The organism is Bacteroides caecigallinarum (genome assembly GCF_021531075.1).
GTDB lineage: Bacteria > Bacteroidota > Bacteroidia > Bacteroidales > Bacteroidaceae > Phocaeicola > Phocaeicola caecigallinarum_B.
In genome coordinates, this window is record NZ_JADYTJ010000015.1 from 39,197 (window position 1) to 58,810 (window position 19,614).

15 protein-coding genes are annotated in these 19,614 nt (G+C 40.5%); 13 read left to right on the top strand and 2 right to left on the bottom strand.

The features are described from left to right. Positions 1-2: 2 nt before the first annotated feature. The 9 genes from lepB (I6E11_RS06020) to secDF all read left to right on the top strand — a co-directional run bounded on the left by lepB (I6E11_RS06020) (position 3) and on the right by secDF (position 12,488). The gene (lepB, locus tag I6E11_RS06020; protein WP_235337015.1) at positions 3-1,427 is read left to right on the top strand and encodes a signal peptidase I; all 1,425 of its coding nucleotides are present in this window, start codon (positions 3-5) and stop codon (positions 1,425-1,427) included. Between the two features lie 145 nt (positions 1,428-1,572). Then, complete coding sequence (gene lepB / locus I6E11_RS06025) at positions 1,573-2,481, top strand: signal peptidase I (protein WP_235337018.1); 909 nt, start codon at positions 1,573-1,575, stop codon at positions 2,479-2,481. A gap of 9 nt (positions 2,482-2,490) precedes the next feature. After that, on the top strand, positions 2,491-3,132 hold the full coding sequence (locus I6E11_RS06030; protein WP_235337020.1) for a WbqC family protein: 642 nt from the start codon (positions 2,491-2,493) through the stop codon (positions 3,130-3,132). Between the two features lie 425 nt (positions 3,133-3,557). Beyond that, positions 3,558-4,175, top strand: a complete 618-nt coding sequence (locus I6E11_RS06035; protein WP_235337022.1) for an HU family DNA-binding protein — start codon at positions 3,558-3,560, stop codon at positions 4,173-4,175. Between the two features lie 398 nt (positions 4,176-4,573). Then, positions 4,574-5,251, top strand: a complete 678-nt coding sequence (locus I6E11_RS06040; RefSeq protein WP_235337025.1) for a rhomboid family intramembrane serine protease — start codon at positions 4,574-4,576, stop codon at positions 5,249-5,251. Continuing rightward, positions 5,226-6,119: a rhomboid family protein gene (locus tag I6E11_RS06045; protein ID WP_235337028.1), complete on the top strand. Its 894-nt coding sequence runs from the start codon at positions 5,226-5,228 to the stop codon at positions 6,117-6,119. Before I6E11_RS06040 ends, I6E11_RS06045 begins: the two co-directional genes overlap by 26 nt. Beyond that, on the top strand, positions 6,116-7,189 hold the full coding sequence (locus I6E11_RS06050) for an endonuclease/exonuclease/phosphatase family protein (protein WP_235337030.1): 1,074 nt from the start codon (positions 6,116-6,118) through the stop codon (positions 7,187-7,189). The genes I6E11_RS06045 and I6E11_RS06050 overlap by 4 nt, the downstream gene beginning before the upstream one ends. A gap of 53 nt (positions 7,190-7,242) precedes the next feature. Next, positions 7,243-9,336: a M3 family metallopeptidase gene (locus I6E11_RS06055; protein WP_235337033.1), complete on the top strand. Its 2,094-nt coding sequence runs from the start codon at positions 7,243-7,245 to the stop codon at positions 9,334-9,336. Positions 9,337-9,512: 176 nt separating this feature from the next. After that, positions 9,513-12,488, top strand: coding sequence for a protein translocase subunit SecDF (gene secDF / locus I6E11_RS06060; protein WP_235337036.1), 2,976 nt, complete (start codon positions 9,513-9,515; stop codon positions 12,486-12,488). Positions 12,489-12,778: 290 nt separating this feature from the next. On the opposite strand, the gene I6E11_RS06065 is transcribed toward secDF, so the two are convergent. Next, positions 12,779-14,836 carry an HD family phosphohydrolase gene (locus I6E11_RS06065; RefSeq protein ID WP_235337038.1) on the bottom strand — a complete coding sequence of 686 codons (2,058 nt, stop codon included), beginning with the start codon at positions 14,834-14,836 and terminating at the stop codon, positions 12,779-12,781. A gap of 85 nt (positions 14,837-14,921) precedes the next feature. On the opposite strand from I6E11_RS06065, the gene gltX reads away from it, so the two are divergent. Genes gltX through I6E11_RS06085 form a run of 4 tightly spaced genes read left to right on the top strand, consistent with a single transcriptional unit; the run spans position 14,922 to position 19,264 of the window. Then, on the top strand, positions 14,922-16,448 hold the full coding sequence (gltX, locus tag I6E11_RS06070; protein WP_235337039.1) for a glutamate--tRNA ligase: 1,527 nt from the start codon (positions 14,922-14,924) through the stop codon (positions 16,446-16,448). Positions 16,449-16,455: 7 nt separating this feature from the next. Then, positions 16,456-17,322, top strand: coding sequence for a lysophospholipid acyltransferase family protein (locus tag I6E11_RS06075; RefSeq protein ID WP_235337040.1), 867 nt, complete (start codon positions 16,456-16,458; stop codon positions 17,320-17,322). Between the two features lie 50 nt (positions 17,323-17,372). After that, on the top strand, positions 17,373-18,365 hold the full coding sequence (locus I6E11_RS06080) for a stealth family protein (RefSeq protein WP_235337041.1): 993 nt from the start codon (positions 17,373-17,375) through the stop codon (positions 18,363-18,365). Positions 18,366-18,391: 26 nt separating this feature from the next. Then, a complete protein-coding gene (locus tag I6E11_RS06085; protein WP_235337044.1) occupies positions 18,392-19,264 on the top strand; it encodes a glycosyltransferase family 92 protein in 873 nt (290 codons plus the stop codon). Here the strand turns inward: I6E11_RS06085 and I6E11_RS06090 are convergent. Continuing rightward, the coding region (locus tag I6E11_RS06090) for a glycosyltransferase (protein WP_235337045.1) at positions 19,265-19,614 on the bottom strand (350 nt) is incomplete at its 5' end.

Here is a 19,614-nt window from a genome sequence, read left to right on the forward strand (position 1 = left end):
AAATGATACAGGCATCACGCAAACAATGGATAAAGTTTGCCATAGCAATGGTTCTTTATCTGGCATTTATAATCTGGCTGAAAAGCTGGCTTGGCATAATTGCCATACCGTTTATCTTCGATGTTTATATAACCAAGAAAATACCTTGGACATGGTGGAAGAAATCTAAAAATCCTCTTGTCGTAACTGTGATGAGCTGGGTGGATGCCATCGTGTTCGCATTGGTTGCAGTATATTTCGTAAATCTGTATTTCTTCCAGAACTACGTTATTCCTTCTTCTTCGCTAGAGAAATCGTTGCTTGTAGGCGATTATCTGTTCGTAAGCAAGATGAGCTATGGAGCAAGAATCCCGCAGACTCCGCTTCATATGCCGCTCACTCAGCATACTCTTCCGGTGTTCAATTGCAAGTCGTATCTGGAATGGCCTAAATGGGACTATAAGCGAGTGGAGGCTCTCGGTCATGTGCAGCTTAATGATATCGTGGTGTTCAACTTCCCGGCAGGAGACACTGTGGCTACAGCCTTGCCGGCAGAGGACATCTACCGCATAAGCTATCAGGCAGGAAAGGAACTTTCCAAGCCTATCGACATGTCTACACTCACTCCGCTGCAGCAGCGCGATGTGTATGACTATTATTATGCTGTAGGCCGAAGATATATTGATGAAAACAAGTCTATGTTCGGTGAAGTAGTGAGCCGTCCTGTAGACAGACGCGAGAATTACGTGAAACGCTGTGTGGGACTTCCGGGGCAGACTCTTGAAATCAAGAACAAGATTATTTATCTTGACGGCAAGGCAAACAAGGAGCCTGACAATGTGCAATACAGGTATTTCGTACAGACTACACGCCAGCTTCCTGACGAGCTGTGCAAGGAACTTGGAATAAGTCAGGAAGACCTTATGGCTTACTATCCGCAGGAGTCTGTATATAACATCCCGCTTACGGAGAAAGCCAAGGCTGCCCTGCTTGCACGCAAGGACCTTGTGAAGTCAATAACAGATGTTCCGGGTGATGATGCGGGAGGATTGTATCCTGTAAACAAATTCACCGGATGGACTACAGACAACTACGGACCAGTATGGATCCCTAAGAAAGGTGAGACCATAGAACTGACAATAGACAATCTTCCTATATATGAACGCCCGATACATGTTTACGAAGGTAACGAGCTGGAAGTGAAGGATGGCAAAATCTATATCAACGGTGAGGAAACAAACAAATATACTTTCCGTATGGATTATTACTGGATGATGGGAGACAACCGTCATAACTCTGCCGATTCACGTTTCTGGGGATTTGTTCCTGAGGACCATATCGTGGGTAAGCCTATCTTCATCTGGTTGTCGCTCGACAAGGATAGAGGATGGTTTGATGGAAAAATACGTTGGAACAGACTATTTAAATTCGTGGATAATATAAAGTAAGTTTTTATTTCAGTTGACGAGGCTTCAGTTACAAGGGAACAAGGTTCTAGATACCAGGAACTAGATACTAGGGAACCTAGTCAATTAGTATCTGGTCAACTAGTACCTAAAAAAACTAGTCAACTTGTTACCTGATAAACTTAAAATGAAACCCTGGCTGACATATATCAGAGTCATAGTCATAGCCGTGTTGGTGGTGATTATAGTCAGAACCCTGTTTGTCACATCATGTTTTATACCTTCTTCAGGCATGGAGAATACACTTTACAGAGGAGAAGGAGTCCTGGTGGGCAAATGGAGTTACGGCTGGCGTGTGCCTCTGCAGTCGGTGTTCGGCTATAAAAGGTTGCTTCCTTCCGACGTCAGACAGGGTGATATAGTGGTTTTCAATAATCCGATGCCAGCTGATACGTCATTGTCGGTGGACAGAAGGGAACTGTATATCAGCAGGTGCATAGGAACACCGGGTGATACTCTGATGCTCAACAGCCAGCTTATGGCAGAGGAAACTGATGTGTTTAGTCCGGATGCCAAGGCTCTGTACTCTTATCCGTCCGACAAGGAAGAGGCAATGGACAGTGTGCTTCGTTCTTTGGGAATAACAGGCAATCAATTGGCAGGATATACCCCGGAGGGCAATTACATAAGGAGTTTCAGCTATTATGAGCATTATCTCATCACCCAAAGGCTTGACAGAATGCTAAGGCTTGTACCCCTTTACCCGAAAAATAGCTACAAGGCATCTCCTTTCGTGGTTCCGCAGAAAGGGACTCCGGTAAAGATATATCCGTGGAATGCAGCTTTGATAGGTAATATGATAACTTTTCATGAGAAACGTGATGCTTTTCTGAAGGGTGATACGGTGTACGTTGACGGCAAGCCGGTGAAAGAATATACATTCTCGCAGGATTACTTTTGGATGGTGTCCAATGATCCTGTAAACATTAACGATTCGCGACTGTTCGGTTTTGTGCCGGAAAATCATATTATAGGCAAGGCTTTGAGAATATGGTATCCTTCGAAGAAGGGGCGGTTCATGAAAAAAATTCAGTAAACACAGAAGATGGAAAGTAAAGATATTATCCTTGGGTCGGCATATCTGGCTCCGGTTTCATATTTTGCAGCATTGTATTCATGCAGGAAAGCTTATATTGAAAGATATGACCATTACATGAAACAGACATACCGCAACAGGTGTGTGATAGCTTCGGCTGACGGTCCTCTTGCTCTGACCATACCTGTGGAGAAATCGGCGGAAGGCAAGTGTGCCATGAAGGATATCAGGGTGTCGGAACATGGCAACTGGCGTCATGTGCACCGCAATGCGTTTGTGGCTGCATACAAGCAAAGTCCTTTCTTCGATTATTATGCCGACGAGTTCAATGCCTTCTTCGACAGGAAATATGAGTTCCTTTACGATTTCAATATGGAGCTGACACAGTGGCTGTGCGAGCAGATTGACATTCAACCCGAACTTGTTCCTACAACGGAGTATATGGATGACGGTGAAGGTATCATCGACCTGCGTGAGGCTATACATCCGAAGAAATCTGCAGAAGATTCAAATTCATTCTGCCGTCCGCTTCCGTACTATCAGGTATTTGACTCCCGTCACGGATTCCTGCCGGATTTAAGCATTGTGGATTTGCTCTTCAATATGGGGCCGGAAAGTCTTCTGGTGTTGAGGGATTGTGTGAAGCAATAAATCTGTTTTACACTCTAAATGTTGCTTCACTATTCGGCTTTATACATTCCGCCCACTTTCATATCTTTCACAGTGCAGTGGAATGGGGGATTGTTTATATTGGAATTACTTCCTTTAATTATTTAAGCAGATGCTATGGGTTATGAATGTTGTCTTTCTTGAAAAAAACTTAACAAAAGTTGCAGATGGGTGACTTGGACCTCCTATTTAGAAAAACAGACTGATTTTCATTACCTTTGTGAATACTACCTATGCTCTAAGACTTGCTGCCTGATGCATAGGTGTTGTCCTCTGCCGACAGTTGTCGGTCGAATTGCCGACACGTGTCGGTAGATTTGCTGACACGTGTCAGTAGCACAGCTGACAGCTGTCAGCAGAGGAATGAGAATGGACGTTTCAAATCATACAATTAAAAATCATAGGCCATGGATGCAATCGAATATGACTTCTACGAGAATCCGGGAAAGAGTTCCGAGTTTCAAAAATCAAAATATCACATTAGAATCTGTAACAGGCAGACTGTCGATACGGATGGGATAGTGAGGAATATCAGCAGAAAGTGTACACTCACACCGACAGATATTCATGCGGTGATTGTAGCCTTTCAGGATGAAATCGCCTTCCAGTTGCGTCAGGGTAAGATTGTACGCCTTGACGGACTGTGTCAGTTCGATATAAGTCTTGCTCCATCATCAGGAGTGTGTACAGGTCAGGAAACCGGTCCGGATATTGTGCTTAAATCTGTGAATATCAATCCAGACAAGAAACTGACAGATACGGTACGCGATACTCTTTGCAGGAGAGTGAAGTCGATAGGTAATCATTCTGATGATATATCCGAGCAGGATATCATAAGCAGAATGACGGAATATTTCAAGACTCATAGGACAATCACTCGCATACAAATGCAGGACCTTTGTTCCATGACGCGCTATATGGCAAACCAGTACATCAACCGCTTCCTGAGTGATGGCAGGCTGGAGAATATCGGATATAAGAACCATCCGGTGTATGTGGCTGTACCTGGTAATTTCGGGGTATAGTTTATTACGGTGAGTGCAATATGAGAAATAGATTTTTTGACTGCACACTATAATATATTGCTTTCTGTAAAAAGCAGATTCTGCATAAAAACGCTTTCCGCAGAAAGCATTTCTGCCCAAATATGTAAAAAACTCTAACACTTTTCATTATAAAGGAATATAATGTTACTTTTGCAAGTAATTTTTTAAGTTTCTCATTGATTTAAATGGCGTTTAAATGACATTTAAACGGTATTTAAATACTGATGAAGCATATTGCGTTTTTTCACTGAACGCTCACTGAACGCCTGATGAACACTTACTGATACCGTTCGTTTAATGTTCACTTGCCGTTCATTAGCCGTTCACCGGAAAAACAGAAGGTTTAATTTGCGAGGTACAAATAAAAGGTTTAGAATATGAACAACAACATTCCACCGATAACGAAAAATCTGCTTATCATCAATGTGCTGTGTTTCTTCGGCGCAATTGTGGCAGAAAGATATGGTATAGATGCAGACAAGATTTTGAGTTTGCATTTCTTTATGGCATCCGATTTTAATATAGGACAGCTGGTGACATATATGTTTATGCACGCAGGATTTACCCATATTTTCTTCAATATGTTTGCCCTGTGGATGTTCGGGCGTGTGCTTGAGCAGGTCTGGGGACCTAAAAAATTCCTTATCTACTATATGGTATGTGGTATAGGAGCAGGACTGATACAGGAACTTGTTCAGTTCATCCAATACGAAACAGTGCTTTCAAACTACGATAGTGTAAAAACAGGTTTCGGCATTATTCCTATGGAAGAATACCTTAATATGATGCGCACTGTAGGCGCTTCCGGTGCTATTTATGGTATTCTGCTTGCATTTGGTATGCTTTTCCCTAACAGCCAGATGTTCGTTTTCCCACTCCCTTTTCCTATCAAAGCAAAGTTTTTTGTGATATTCTATGCGTTAATAGAACTTCTTATGGGAATGTCGGCAAACGATAATGTAGCCCATTTTGCACACTTGGGAGGTATGTTGTTCGGTTTGATTCTTATTTTATATTGGAGGAAGAAAAATGGCAACGGGCAGATTTACTACTGATTTGGGGAATAATTTCTTCGGAAGGAATATAGTGGGACGACTGATATTTATAAATTGTATCGTCTTTGTATTCGTGGAGCTTATAAGCATATTCCTTATGCTTTTCAATGTCCCTTATAATCCTATAGCAGAGGCTCTGAGCCTCCATGCCTGGATTCCTACATTCATCGTGCAGCCATGGACGATAATAACATATATGTTTATGCATGGAGGATTGTTGCATATTCTGTTCAATATGTTGTGGCTATACTGGTTTGGAAATCTTTTTCTGAATTATTTCTCATCGAAACATCTCAGAGGATTGTATATACTTGGAGGACTTTGCGGAGGAATCCTATATATAATATCTTATAACGTATTCCCTTATTTCGAACTGGCAAGGATGAATGCTGTAATGGTAGGTGCCTCTGCTTCGGTGCTTGCCATAGTTGTGGCAACGGCTGTCAGGGAACCTGAGTTTCCGGTACAGTTTATGTTCATAGGAACTGTCAGACTGAAATATGTGGCATTGTTTATGGTGCTTTTCGATTTGCTGTTTATGACTTCCAGCAATGCAGGTGGACATATTGCCCATCTGGGTGGCGCGGCAGCAGGTTTCTGGTTTTCTATGGGGTTGGCAAGAGGAACTGATGCCACAAAATGGATTAATGCTGTTATGGACTTTTTTATACGTGGATTCAAGTTCCCGAAACGTAAACCTAAAATGAAGGTTCATTATGGCAAACATCAGGAACAGTATGACTATAATGCCCGCAAAAAGGCAGATGAGGACGAGATAAACCGTATACTTGAGAAATTGAGAAAGTCCGGTTATGGAAGTCTTTCGGAAGACGAGAAGAAGAAACTTTTTGATGCCAGCAGAAGATGAAGTTTATAAGATATACATTCAAATTCATTTTCCTGATTATAAATCTTGTTGTAGGTATAGGTTTCCTGATATGTGCCTATAGTCCTATGATTTCTCCTGTGCAGCATCCTATATGGGCGTGTGCAGGGCTTTTTATCCCTATATTTATTATTCTTAACTTGTGTTTCGTAGCGTTTTGGGCATTTACGAAGTGGAAAATGCTTGTTGTTCCTATAGCTTTTTTTCTTTTGGGATGGAATTCGCTCATGTCGTATTGTCCGATAAATCTTTCTGCAGAAAATTCCAAAGGTGGTGAAACTCTGGATTTATTGACGTATAATGTAATGCAGATGCAGCGAAAGAAGGCAGATGACGGAAGTTATACAAATCAGATATTGGAATATATCAAAGAGAGTGGGGCCGATATTGTGTGCCTTCAGGAATACCCTCCGAATAATAAACAGATAAAGAATTCCTTACTTGAGGTTTACCCTTATATGAGAATGTGTAAGGTGAATAAAGGTAATACTGTGGCGTGCTATTCCAAATATCCGGTTAAACTGATAGAGGAAATAAAGGTTAAGAGTAGTTTTAACGGTAGTGCAGCTTTCAGAGTAGAGTATAAGGACAAGGATATTCCGCTTATAGTGAATCATTTGGAATCCAACAAACTGGATGCTCACGATAAGGAGGTCTATACGGATATGCTTAAGGCGCCCGACGAGGAAAAGGTGAAGAGCGGAAGCAAGTATCTATTGAAAAAACTGGCAGAAGCAATGGCTATACGCGGACCTCAGGCTGATGTCATTTCGGAATATATAGAGAAGGAGTATACTCCGTATATGATAGTTTGTGGCGATTTTAATGATACTCCTGTGTCGTACGTGCACAACAAAATCTCAGAGAAACTGCACGATGCTTATATTGAGGCGGGCAACGGACCGGGAATAACTTACAATAGGAACTTTCTGTATTTCAGAATAGATCATATCATGGTGGGCGATGCTTATAGGATATTGGATTGCCGTGTGGATAACTCGATAGATGCTTCGGATCATTATCCGTTGAGGTGCAAATTGGAAATAAAATGAACCTTGTCAACTCGTCACCTAAAAAACTTACAAACTCAAAAACTCACAAACATATGAAACAAGTAATGATGGCTTTGGCTTTAGGCGGCATGGTATGTGCATGCGGCCAGAAACAGGCGGATACAGTAAATCCGTTTATGACAGAGTTCCAGACACCATATGGAACTCCGGACTTTAACAACATCAAGTTGGAACATTATGAACCGGCTTTCCTGAAAGGTATCGAACAGCAGAATGCCGAAATTAAGGCAATCGTTGAAAATCCTGCAAAACCTACATTCGAGAACACTATTGTAGCACTGGATAACAGTGGCGAGATTTTGTCAAGAGTGGCAGGTGTGTTCTATGCTCTTACAGAGGCTGATACCAACGACGGACTTATGGCTCTGGAAGAGAAGATGGCTCCGCTATTGTCGGCTCATAATGATAATATCTATCTTAACATAGATTTGTATCAGCGTGTGGCTGATGTTCACGAACAGGAGGCTAATGGAGAAATCCAGCTTACTACCGAGCAGCACTATCTGCTGGACAAGTACTATAAGAGATTCGTATCGTCCGGAGCATCACTTGATGCGGAAAGCCAGGAAAAACTTCGTGAGATAAACAGAAAGCTGTCTACTCTTGCAATAGAGTTCGGCAATCATGTGTTGGCCGAAAATAATGCTTTCCAGTTGGTTATCGACAATGAAGCCGACCTTGCCGGTCTTCCTGAATCGGTAATAGCCGGTGCTGCAACTGAGGCTAAGGCTAACGGAATGGACGGAAAGTGGCTTTTCACTCTTCAGGCTTCAAGCAGAACCCCATTCCTTCAGTATGCCCAGAACCGCGAGCTGAGAAAGAAAATGTATCTGGCATATACAAACATGGGTAACAACGGCGATGCCAACGACAACAAGGAGGTATTGAAGCAGATACTTACTTTCCGTCTTGAAAAGGCTAAACTGATGGGATTCGACAACTATGCACAGTACGTCCTTCAGAACAATATGGCGAAGACTCCTGAAAATGTGATGAACTTCCTGAACGAGCTTTGGAAATATTCTATAAAGAATGCCAAGATTGAGGCTGCCGAACTGCAGAAGATTATGGATAAGGAAGGTAAAGGAGAGAAACTTGAGGCATGGGACTGGTGGTATTATGCAGAAAAGCTTCGTCAGGAAAAATATAACCTGAATGAGGATGAAATCAAGCCATACTTCAGCCAGGACGATGTAAGAAACGGACTCTTCTATGTCGTAAACAAACTGTATGGAATCACTCTTACAAAGGTTGACTCTATCTCTGTATATAATAAGGACGTAGAAACTTATATTGTAAATGATGCCGACGGTTCATTCCTCGGTGTGTTCTATTCAGACTATATGCCACGCGCAAGCAAGAGAAGCGGTGCATGGATGAGCAATTTCCGCGAACAGAAAGAGGGAGTGCGTCCTATAATATATAATGTAGGCAGCTTCACAAAACCTGTGGGTGATGTTCCTTCATTGCTTTCTATTGATGAGGCTCGTACTATGTTCCACGAATTCGGACATGCTCTTCACGGAATGCTTTCGCAGTGTAAGTATTACGGTGTTTCGGGTACATCCGTAGCACGCGACTTCGTGGAACTTCCGTCTCAGATTATGGAACACTGGACTGTCGCTCCTGAAGTAATGAAAGTTTATGCCAAGCACTATCAGACAAGAGAAACTATCTCTGACGAACTTATTGCCAAGATAGAAAACCAGGCTCTGTTCAACAGTGGTTTCATGACTACAGAACTTCTTGCTGCTGCTATCCTTGATATGGAATTCCATCTGCTTACTTCTACAGAAGGACTTGACGTTATAGCATACGAAAAGCAGGTTATGGATAAGCTTGGGCTGATTTCTCAGATTGCTCCACGCTATCGTGCAACTTATTTTAACCACATCATAGGCGGATATGCAGCAGGATATTATGCTTATCTGTGGGCAGAAAGGCTCGATGCCGATGCTTTCAATGCATTCGAAGAAAAAGGTTTGTTCGACCAGACTACAGCAACAGCCTTCCGCAAGAATATTCTTGAAAAGGGTGGCTCGGACGATCCTATGAAACTTTACGTGGCTTTCCGCGGACAGGAGCCAAGCATTGAACCTATGCTGAAAAACAGAGGATTAAAGTAAAATCAGTTTAATAACATATTATAAAAAGGTCGCAAAATAACGTTTTTGCGACCTTTTTTGTTCATATTTAGCAAAATATCAGCATTCTTTCAGCTATAAACAGAAAAAAAAGCTATATTTGCAACCTTGAAAAAACGTATCTAATTAAAAAGTAAAATAAAATAAATTAAACTATCATGCAAAACAAAGGATTTGTAAAAGTCTTTGCGTTATTATTGACTCTTGCATGTGCTTTTTATCTTTCGTTCTCGTTCGTGACTCGTCATCACATGAAACTCGCAGAACAGGATCCGAAGGGTGCTGCACATTACCTTGATTCTATGCAGAATGAAAAGGTTTGGTTGGGAGTTTATTCGCTTAAAGACTGCCGTGAGATGGAGATTGGTTTAGGTCTTGACCTGAAAGGTGGTATGAACGTCATTCTTGAAGTGTCTGTTCCTGACGTAGTAAAAACACTTGCCGACAACAAGACAGATGAGGCTTTCAACGCTGCTGTGGCTGAAGCTGCAAAACAGCAGATAACAAGTCAGGAAGACTTTATCACATTGTTCGTAAGAGAGTACAAGAAACAGGCTCCTGAAGGCAAATTGGCTGAAATCTTCGCAACTCAGCAATTGAAAGATAAGGTTAATACACGTAGCACTGATGCAGAAGTAGAAGCTGTTCTTCGCGAAGAAGTTAAGGCTGCTGTTGAAAACTCATACAACGTATTGCGTACTCGTATTGACCGTTTCGGTGTAGTTCAGCCAAACATTCAGAATCTTGAAGGAAAGATGGGACGTATCATGGTTGAACTTCCTGGTATCAAGGAACCTGAACGTGTGAGAAAACTTCTTCAAGGTTCTGCAAATCTTGAGTTTTGGGAAACATACGAAGCAAAAGACATCGTTCCGGTATTGGCATCTGCCGACAGCCGTGCACGCGATATCCTTTCTGTAGCTGAAGCTGCTGATTCTGTAGAGGTTAAGGCTGAAACAGCTGCACCTGCTATTTCTGCTAAAGACAGCCTTACTGCTGCTTTGAAGGGTGAAACAGCCGAAGCTAAGGTTGATATGGAACAGTTGAAAAAGGAACATCCTTTGTTGTCTGTTCTTCAGTTGAACCAGAGCGGTGTGGGCTGTATCGTAGGTTATGCTGATTATAACGACACTATCCAGATTAATAAGGTATTGAACATGAAGGAAGTGAAGGATATCCTTCCTCGTGACTTGAAACTTATGTGGGGTGTTAAAGCTTCGGATATGGACAAGACAGGCCGTATCTTCGAACTTTATGCCATCAAGTCTACTCAGCGTAACGGACGTGCTCCACTTGAAGGTGACGTTATCGTAAATGCACGCGATGAGTTTGACCAGTTCAACAAGCCATGTGTAAGCATGTCAATGAACACTGAAGGCTCTCGCCGCTGGGCTGTTCTTACAAAACAGAATATTGGTCGTGAAATAGCTATCGTACTTGACGGATACGTTTACAGTGCTCCACGTGTAAACGGTGAAATCACTGGCGGTAACTCACAGATTACAGGTAACTTTACTCCAGAAGTTACAAAAGACTTGGCCAACGTGTTGAAGTCTGGTAAGATGCCGGCACCTGCACGTATCGTACAGGAAGACATTGTAGGTCCTTCTCTTGGTCAGGAATCTATCAACCAGGGTATTATGTCATTTATCGTAGCCTTGATTGTTCTTATGGTTTACATGTGTGTAATGTACGGTTTCATCCCAGGTATGATTGCCAACCTTGCATTGTTTGTAAACTTCTTCTTCACACTTGGTATCTTGACTTCATTCCACGCTGCACTTACTATGTCTGGTATCGCCGGTATGGTATTGTCACTTGGTATGGCTGTGGATGCTAACGTGCTTATCTATGAACGTACTAAAGAAGAGCTTCGCGCTGGTAAGGGTACTCGTCAGGCATTGTCTGAAGGTTACTCAAATGCGTTCTCGGCTATCTTCGACTCTAACTTGACTTCTATCATCACAGGTATCATCCTGTTCAACTTCGGTACCGGTCCTATCCGTGGTTTCGCCACTACATTGATTATCGGTATCCTCTGCTCGTTCTTCACTGCAGTGTTCCTGACTCGTGTTGTTTACGAACACTATATGAATAAAGACAAGTGGTTGAACCTTACATTCACAACAGGTATCTCTAAGAACCTGATGCAGAATGTTCATTACAACTTCATGGGTATTACTAAGAGATCATTCACTATCTGGGGTATCGCAATTGCAGTTTGTATCGTATCATTCTTTGTTCGTGGTCTTGCACAGAGTATCGACTTTACAGGTGGACGTAACTTCGTGGTTCAGTTCGAACAGGTTGTTCAGCCTGAAACAGTTCGTAATCTTCTGCAGCCAAAAGTTGGTGATGCAAACGTACAGGCTATTGCCCTAGGTACTGACGGTAAGACTATCCGTGTGACTACCAACTACCGTATCGAAGAAGATTCTCCAACTATCGACGCAGAAATCGAAGCATTCCTTTATGAATCTTTGAAAGAAGGTAACTTGCTTGGTGAAGGTACAACTCTTGAAATATTCATCGACCGCGATAACCGTGCCGGAGGTTCTATCATCAGTTCTCAGAAGGTAGGTCCTAGTGTGGCTGACGATATCAAGACTTCTGCTATTTGGTCTGTAGCTTTGGCTATTATAGCAATCGGTCTGTATATCCTCATCCGATTCAACAATATCGCATTCAGTATCGGTGCTACTGTTGCTTTGGCAATAGATACATTGCTGATTATCGGTGCTTATTCATTGTTCCACGGAATTCTGCCATTCTCACTTGAAATTGACCAGACATTCATCGGAGCAATTCTGACAGCTATCGGTTACTCTATCAACGATAAGGTGGTTATCTTCGACCGTGTGCGTGAGTTCTTCGGACTCTATCCACAGCGTAACCGTATGCAGTTGTTCAATGACTCACTGAATACAACACTTAGCCGTACAATCAATACTTCACTCAGTACACTTATCGTATTGTTGAGTATCCTGATTCTTGGTGGTGACAGCATCCGCAGCTTCGCGTTTGCAATGATCCTTGGTGTTGTAATCGGTACATTGTCTTCATTGTTCGTGGCTTCTCCTGTAGCTTATCTTACTATGGGTAACAAGTTGCCGAAAGGTGAAAAGAAAGCTTAATACATAGGTTGATATATAAACAAAAATCCCGGCCAATAAGGTCGGGATTTTTGTTTATTGTTATAAATGGAATTTATAGACAAATAACTGAATGAAACGGTCTTGAATAAGTCTCAGTGAATGAATTTGTCCGAGTAGGCTATATATCCATTCTGATTTTCCATGCTTGTTGTACATTTGCTTCGATATTGCAGGAAGAAGGTATATTGAAGTGACTCGTCCCTAAAAGCATATTAAGCTCTCTGCCAAGCATTAACTTGCCAATCTTGGTAAGGTTGTTGTGTTTGTGATTACTTTTTCAGTTCCGGATAACTGATACGTGTATGATACATAGTTTTCAGTTTTTCCTTGAATACACTTTTCACAGTTGCAATATCCTTGAAGGTAATAGGGCATTCTTTGAAGTATCCTTCTTGTACTTGTGAGTCTATTATTTTTTCAACCAGGGCAGAAATGCTTTCTTCAGTATATTCTGACAGACTGCGTGATGCAGCCTCTACCGAGTCAGCCATCATAAGTATGGCCTGTTCCTTGGTTGCAGGATTAGGTCCTGGATATTGGAATGCCGTTTTGTCCACTTCTTCATCGGGATGTTCATTCTGGTATGAAATATAAAAGTATTTTGTCAGTCCATTCCCGTGATGAGTTCTTATGAAATCTTTTATTACCGACGGAAGATTATGCTTGTCGGCAAGTTTCAGTCCGTCTGTTATGTGGCTTATCACTATCTGGGCACTCTGTTTGTAGTTTAGCTGGTCGTGAGGATTCACACCCGACTGGTTTTCTGTAAAGAAAGCAGGGTTCATCATTTTCCCAATGTCATGATACATGGCACCGGTACGTACCAACTGACTGTTTGCTCCAATCCTGTTTGCCGCGGCAGCGGTAAGATTGGCAAGCTGAAGAGAATGCTGGAATGTTCCAGGTGCAATCTCTGACATTTCGCGCATCAGTTTTGTATTTATGTTAGATAGCTCCACTAATGTTACATTTGATGTAAATCCGAAAATCTTCTCAAGTATAAACAGTAGTGGGTATGTGAATAGCAGAAGAAGTCCGTTTATAATGAAATTCATATATACATACGTGCTGAGTTGTGCTATTTCGCTCACGTGTACCAGGTCAAGTGCAAGATACAACAAGGAATATGTTACTGTAACTATAAATGCGCTATACAACAACTGTGAGCGTTGTGATAGCTCTCTCAAACTGTATATGGCAGCCATACCTGCAACAGCCTGCAACAATATAAACTCATGAGGAGTTCTCAGTGCTATTGAAGTGATAAGAATTGTAATGATGTGTGCCATGAAAGCAGTGCGCGAGTCAAGAAATATTTTTATCAGCATCGGAATCATGGCGAATGGTACTATATAAACGCTTAGAAAAGCATGCTCTACCATTAGGAATGCTATGACCGGAAATACTGTTATGATACTGAAAAGAAGATATAGTTTGCCTTTAACTTTATAGAAATCTTGACGGAATATTTCCAAGTAGACCATGAATAATGCAATCATGATTGAAACATACAGGATTTGTCCGAAAAGAGTCAGGCGTTTTTCTGATACAGTTTCACTCCTGTTGTTCCATTCTTTCTGCATAGATTTAAGTATGTCAAATTTCTTCTGGTCTATAATTTCCCCACGGTCTATAATCTTCTGACCGTTCATGACAAAACCTGTAGCCCAGGATATGTTAGAAAGAAGTTCCTGTTTGGCCGTCATTGATTTCTCCGAATCATATGACAGATTTGGAGTAAGGTAGTCATTCAGATTGCATTGCTGAAGCAATACTTTGTTAAAGTGTATTGTGTCAGAGTTAATAAGCTTTTCGTAGGCTTCCTTTATCGTATATAGTTCGTTTATATTTTTTTGAACAGCAGTGTTTTGCGAAATAGCCTGAATCGTAGTTATTCCCTCATTCTTTAACTGCTCAAGGTCAATGGGTGATATAATACCCGTTTCGTATATTTTTTCCAGAGTCTTTTCGATATATCTACGATAATTGGCGTAATCCTTTATTATCAGTGTTTTGTCATTATAGTCTTTTTTTAGTTTTCCAATCATGTCTGATTGAACATCATTATTAAACTGGAAATAAGGAGTATAATATCTCAGGAGACTGTCTTGTTCTGCCTTTACCTGCTCTTCTCCTTTGTATATGGGAAAGTCAAAAGAAGCTTGAAGAAGTCCGTATTTCCACGGCTTGTTAAGTTCAAACTGATAGTTGAACTTACCCTCTTTAGGCATAAAATAAACAATGATAATTACGGTGACTATAAAAATGGCACATTTGTATAGCAGTTGTTTGTATGAAAATGTATTGTTTTTCTGGAAAGTTTTCATAATCAAATTATATTTTGAGTGCAAAATAAGCAAAAAACGGGAAAATTAGATTACTTTTGCATAACATTTTTATTTGAAAATCAATATGTCAGAAAGAAAAGTAAGAGTTCGTTTTGCACCTAGCCCTACAGGTGCGTTGCATATCGGCGGTGTACGTACTGCTTTGTACAATTATCTCTTTGCTCGTCAGCATGGTGGAGATCTTATTTTCCGTATAGAGGATACTGACTCAAACCGTTTCGTCCCCGGTGCGGAAGAGTATATTATCGAATCATTCAAATGGTTGGGTATCAACTTCGATGAAGGTGTAAGCTTTGGTGGAAACTACGGACCGTACCGCCAGTCGGAACGTCGTGATATATATAAAAAATACGTTCAGGTTCTGCTTGATAATGGTAAAGCATATATAGCTTTCGATACTCCTGAGGAACTTGATGCCAAGAGAAAGGAAATCCCTAATTTCCAGTATGATGCCTCTACACGTCTTTCAATGCGTAACTCATTGTCGATGAGTAAGGAAGAAGTGGATGCTCTTATCGCAGAAGGTAAACAGTATGTGGTACGTTTTAAGATTGAACCAAACGAAGATGTACACGTAAACGATATTATCCGTGGTGACGTAGTTATCAATTCATCTATCCTTGACGATAAGGTGTTGTACAAGTCGGCAGACGAACTTCCTACATATCATCTGGCAAATATAGTAGACGACCATCTGATGGAAGTGACTCACGTAATCCGCGGTGAGGAATGGTTGCCTTCCGCTCCGCTTCACGTACTTCTTTACAGAGCATTCGGATGGGCAGACACTATGCCTGAATTTGCTCATTTGCCTTTGCTCCTTAAACCGGACGGAAACGGTAAGTTGAGTAAGCGTGACGGCGACCGTCTTGGTTTCCCTGTATTCCCATTGGAATGGCACGATCCTAAAACAGGTGAAGTTTCTTCCGGTTACCGTGAATCTGGTTATCTTCCTGAAGCTGTTATCAATTTCTTGGCCCTGTTAGGCTGGAATCCGGGTAATGATCAGGAAATCATGTCCTTGGACGAGCTGGTTAAATTGTTCGACCTGCACCGTTGCAGCAAGGCAGGAGCTAAGTTCGATTACGAAAAAGCTCGCTGGTTTAACCATGAATATATCCTGAAGAAAGATGATGCAGAAATAGCAGAGCTCTTCAAGCCAGTATTATCGGCACACGGAGTAGATGCATCAGCTTATAGCGATGCTTATCTTACTTCTGTAGTTTCATTGGTTAAGAGTCGTGTAAACTTCGTGAAGGAATTGTGGGAACAGTCTCGTTTCTTCTTCGTGGCTCCTGATACATATGCTGAAAAAGATATTAAGAAACGTTGGAAAGAAGACACTCCACGCATCATGACGGAACTGATAGAAGTTCTTCGTGGTATTGAAGACTTCAGCTCAAAACCATCGGAAGATATTGTTATTGGCTGGATAACAGAAAAGGAATATCATATGGGTAATGTTATGAATGCTTTCCGTCTTGCTGTGGTTGGTGAGTGTAAAGGACCTCATATGTTTGATATTACCGAGCTTCTTGGCAAGGAAGAGACTATCAAACGTATAGAAAAAGCAATTAACGCAATAAAGTAATATAAATATGACATATCACCTGCTCTCTTTTTTCATGAAGCTGTTGGCTGTTTTGCCTTTCAGTGTGCTGTATTTTTTATCGGACTGTATTTTTTATCTGATATATTATCTAGTCCGGTACAGACGTGCTATCGTACGTAAAAACCTGACGGAATCTTTCCCTGAAAAAAGTGAGCAGGAGATTATCTATATAGAAAAGAAATTTTATAGGTTCTTTACAGATAATATATTTGAAAGCTTTAAAATGGCGACAATCTCTCCCAAAGGAATAAGTCGTCGGATAAAGTTTACAAATGTGGATGTTGTAAATTCAATCTTAAGTGAGGGGAAATCAATATCTTTATATTTGGGCCATTACGGGAATTGGGAATGGGTGTCGTCTATGCCTTTACATTTGAAAGAAGGCGTGGTGGCTGCTCAGATATATCATAAACTTCATAATGATGATATGAACAGGCTTATTCTCAATAATCGTGGACGTATGGGGGCTGTTAGTATCGAAATGTATAAAACGGCGAGATATATAAATGAGCTGGCTAGCCAAAATAAGGTTTCTATTATAGGTTTCATTGCAGATCAGTCACCGAGGAAGAAAGATTCGCGTTATTTCATTCCATTCTTGAATCATAATGTTCCAGTACTTACCGGAACCGAAAAAATTACAAAACATTATGGCTTCGAAGCTTTCTTTATTAGAATGAAGCGTGTAAAAAGAGGGTTTTATGAGGTAGAGTTTGTAAAAATGCATGATAATCCAAAATCATTGCCTGATTTTGAGCTTACATCTATTTACTTTAGTCTGTTAGAAAATATGATTAAGACTGCTCCTGAACTCTATTTGTGGACGCACAATCGTTTTAAACATGCAATATAATTGTGTTGAAATAATGTAAAGTAAAATCAAGAGAAAAGAGTAATAAAATTATGGATATAGATTTTGTAGTCACATGGGTTGATATGGATGACCCAAAATGGCAGGCCGAATTTGCCAAATACTCCGGCAAAAAGGAGAATACCAAGAACGGAGTGTCCAAAGCAAGATTCCGGGACTATGGGTTCTTGAAATACTGGTTTAGAGGAGTTGAGAAGTTTACTCCATGGGTGCGCAAAATACATTTCGTTACTAGCGGACAAAAACCTGAATGGCTTGACGGGAATAATCCTAAAATTAACCTTGTCAATCATAAAGACTATATTCCGGAACAGTTTCTTCCTACATATAACTCAGTAGTCATAGAGCGATATATTCATCGAATACCTGATTTGGCTGAACATTTTGTCTATTTCAATGATGATTTCTATATTATAAGTCCTACGGGAAAAGAACGTTTTTTCCGTAATGGTTTGCCATGTGATATTGCAGTTTTCCAATATAATCCTTCATGGTCTCAATGGTATCGGAGAATAAAGAATAATTTGAAGATAATAAACCGTTGTTTTGATAAGAAGGAAGTTATGGAACACAATCATGACAAGTGGTTCCATCCTGGTTACGGCTCACGTGCACGTTGGAATTATATACTTAAGCCTTATGGTAAGTTTATTACTTTACGTACCCCTCATAATGCACAACCGTATCTGAAGAGTACTTTTGAGGAAGTTTGGGCTGTGGCGGAAAAGGAACTTACAGAAACTTCCGTCAATAAGTTTCGTGCATTAAATGACTATACACCTGAACTGTTTAGAACATGGCAGATATGTCGGGGTAATTTTGAGCCATATAATACATATAATGACACAAAAATGTTTCCTCTTATGGTAAGGCCAAAACAGGCTATAAAAGCTATTTATAACCAATCATATAAATTAATATGCCTGAATGATAATGTACATATTCGTAATTATGAACAGGTTATGGAGAATATAAAGAATGCTTTTGAATCAATCCTTCCTGAAAAATCAAGTTTTGAACTGTAAATATTCTAATCTCAATTCTTATCCCGATGAATAAAGTATTTGCTGAAATAATAGCAGGAGTTATTCCTCATAAAATGACACGTAACAGGTGGCGTGGAATCCTTCGATATGGACTCTTGAATGCTATAAAGCTGAAATATCGAATGAAACGTGATAAGACTGTTCCAAAGTATTATCTTGCGGTATGTGCTATAGCTAAAAATGAAGGACCTTATTTTAGAGAGTGGATTGAGTGGCATAGGAAACAAGGGGTAGAGAAATTCTATATATACGATAATGAGAGTAATGACTATACCAAAGAAGTTATCTCTCCTTATATTGAATCCGGTTTGGTTGAATATAATTACTGGCCTGGTCAGAAGCAGCAATTGGCAGCATACGATAATTGTTTTGAAAAACATCGTACCGAGGCACGTTGGATTGCTGTTATTGATTTGGATGAATTTATTGTTCCAATCAAGGATAAAAATATTCAGGATTTTCTACGTCGGATGGAGAAGTTCTCATCCGTAGAGATAAATTGGTTGGTATATGGAAGTAGTGGCGCCAAAAAACAGGTACCTGGTGATATTATGGATAGATTCAGGAAACATTCCCTTCCAGATCATCGCCTTAATACACATGTAAAAAGTATTGTAGATCCTAGGCGGGTGTGTACTATGGTAGGATGTCATGAGGCTGCACGAATATCAGGTCAGGCGGCAGATTCACACGGCGTACCATTGAAAAAAGGCTTTCGTGACCGTACGCCGCAACAGGATATTATTCGCATAAATCATTATGCTGTAAAATCATACGAGGAATTCTTGGCTAAGCGTGCACGTGGACGTGCCCGCATTAATACGTTGCGTGATTTTGACTATTTTAAACAATATGATTTGAATGATATAGAAGAATAATCATTCTTCTATATCTAATATATCCAGATAATATTTAATATATTGGTCAACACAATTGTCCCAATCAAAACGAGAGGCACTTTTTATTAGTCTTTCTGAATAATCGCTGGAGGCATCATATAATGCTAATTTATCTTTTAATACTTCTGCCATCTTTTGTGGAAATAGATCTTCCCAATAAAAAGCTTCATTTCCACCAATTTCAGGCAGAGAAGTTAACTTTGAAAGAAACACAGGTTTGCCAAACTTCATTGCTTCAATAGGAGGAAGTCCAAAACCTTCACATAATGATGGAAAGAGAAAAGCTCTACAAAATTTATAGAGTGTAGCTTTCTCTGATTCTGTTACAT